Origin of the sequence: Janthinobacterium sp. JC611 (assembly GCF_018682595.1) — a bacterium.
GTDB lineage: Bacteria > Pseudomonadota > Gammaproteobacteria > Burkholderiales > Burkholderiaceae_D > Janthinobacterium.
This window is the reverse complement of record NZ_JAFLJN010000027.1, coordinates 1-1,577: the sequence shown is the minus strand read 5'-3', so window position 1 is coordinate 1,577 and position 1,577 is coordinate 1. Positions and strand designations below refer to the sequence as shown.

Annotated in this window: 1 rRNA gene; it reads left to right on the top strand. The window is 53.1% G+C overall.

Annotated features, from left to right (window positions below):
- Positions 1 to 30 precede the first annotated feature (30 nt).
- Positions 31 to 1,561, top strand: a 16S ribosomal RNA gene (locus J0O65_RS19930).
- Positions 1,562 to 1,577 lie beyond the last annotated feature (16 nt).

The window sequence follows — 1,577 nt, the reverse complement described above, 5'->3', positions numbered from 1 at the left end:
TGCCGGTAAAACGGCAAAGTAACAGAGATTAAACTGAAGAGTTTGATCCTGGCTCAGATTGAACGCTGGCGGCATGCCTTACACATGCAAGTCGAACGGCAGCACGGAGCTTGCTCTGGTGGCGAGTGGCGAACGGGTGAGTAATATATCGGAACGTACCCTGGAGTGGGGGATAACGTAGCGAAAGTTACGCTAATACCGCATACGATCTACGGATGAAAGTGGGGGATCGCAAGACCTCATGCTCGTGGAGCGGCCGATATCTGATTAGCTAGTTGGTAGGGTAAAAGCCTACCAAGGCATCGATCAGTAGCTGGTCTGAGAGGACGACCAGCCACACTGGAACTGAGACACGGTCCAGACTCCTACGGGAGGCAGCAGTGGGGAATTTTGGACAATGGGCGAAAGCCTGATCCAGCAATGCCGCGTGAGTGAAGAAGGCCTTCGGGTTGTAAAGCTCTTTTGTCAGGGAAGAAACGGTGAGGGCTAATATCCCTTGCTAATGACGGTACCTGAAGAATAAGCACCGGCTAACTACGTGCCAGCAGCCGCGGTAATACGTAGGGTGCAAGCGTTAATCGGAATTACTGGGCGTAAAGCGTGCGCAGGCGGTTTTGTAAGTCTGATGTGAAATCCCCGGGCTCAACCTGGGAATTGCATTGGAGACTGCAAGGCTAGAATCTGGCAGAGGGGGGTAGAATTCCACGTGTAGCAGTGAAATGCGTAGATATGTGGAGGAACACCGATGGCGAAGGCAGCCCCCTGGGTCAAGATTGACGCTCATGCACGAAAGCGTGGGGAGCAAACAGGATTAGATACCCTGGTAGTCCACGCCCTAAACGATGTCTACTAGTTGTCGGGTCTTAATTGACTTGGTAACGCAGCTAACGCGTGAAGTAGACCGCCTGGGGAGTACGGTCGCAAGATTAAAACTCAAAGGAATTGACGGGGACCCGCACAAGCGGTGGATGATGTGGATTAATTCGATGCAACGCGAAAAACCTTACCTACCCTTGACATGGCTGGAATCCCCGAGAGATTGGGGAGTGCCCGAAAGGGAACCAGTACACAGGTGCTGCATGGCTGTCGTCAGCTCGTGTCGTGAGATGTTGGGTTAAGTCCCGCAACGAGCGCAACCCTTGTCATTAGTTGCTACGAAAGGGCACTCTAATGAGACTGCCGGTGACAAACCGGAGGAAGGTGGGGATGACGTCAAGTCCTCATGGCCCTTATGGGTAGGGCTTCACACGTCATACAATGGTACATACAGAGCGCCGCCAACCCGCGAGGGGGAGCTAATCGCAGAAAGTGTATCGTAGTCCGGATTGTAGTCTGCAACTCGACTGCATGAAGTTGGAATCGCTAGTAATCGCGGATCAGCATGTCGCGGTGAATACGTTCCCGGGTCTTGTACACACCGCCCGTCACACCATGGGAGCGGGTTTTACCAGAAGTAGGTAGCTTAACCGCAAGGAGGGCGCTTACCACGGTAGGATTCGTGACTGGGGTGAAGTCGTAACAAGGTAGCCGTATCGGAAGGTGCGGCTGGATCACCTCCTTTCTAGAGTTTGCACGAA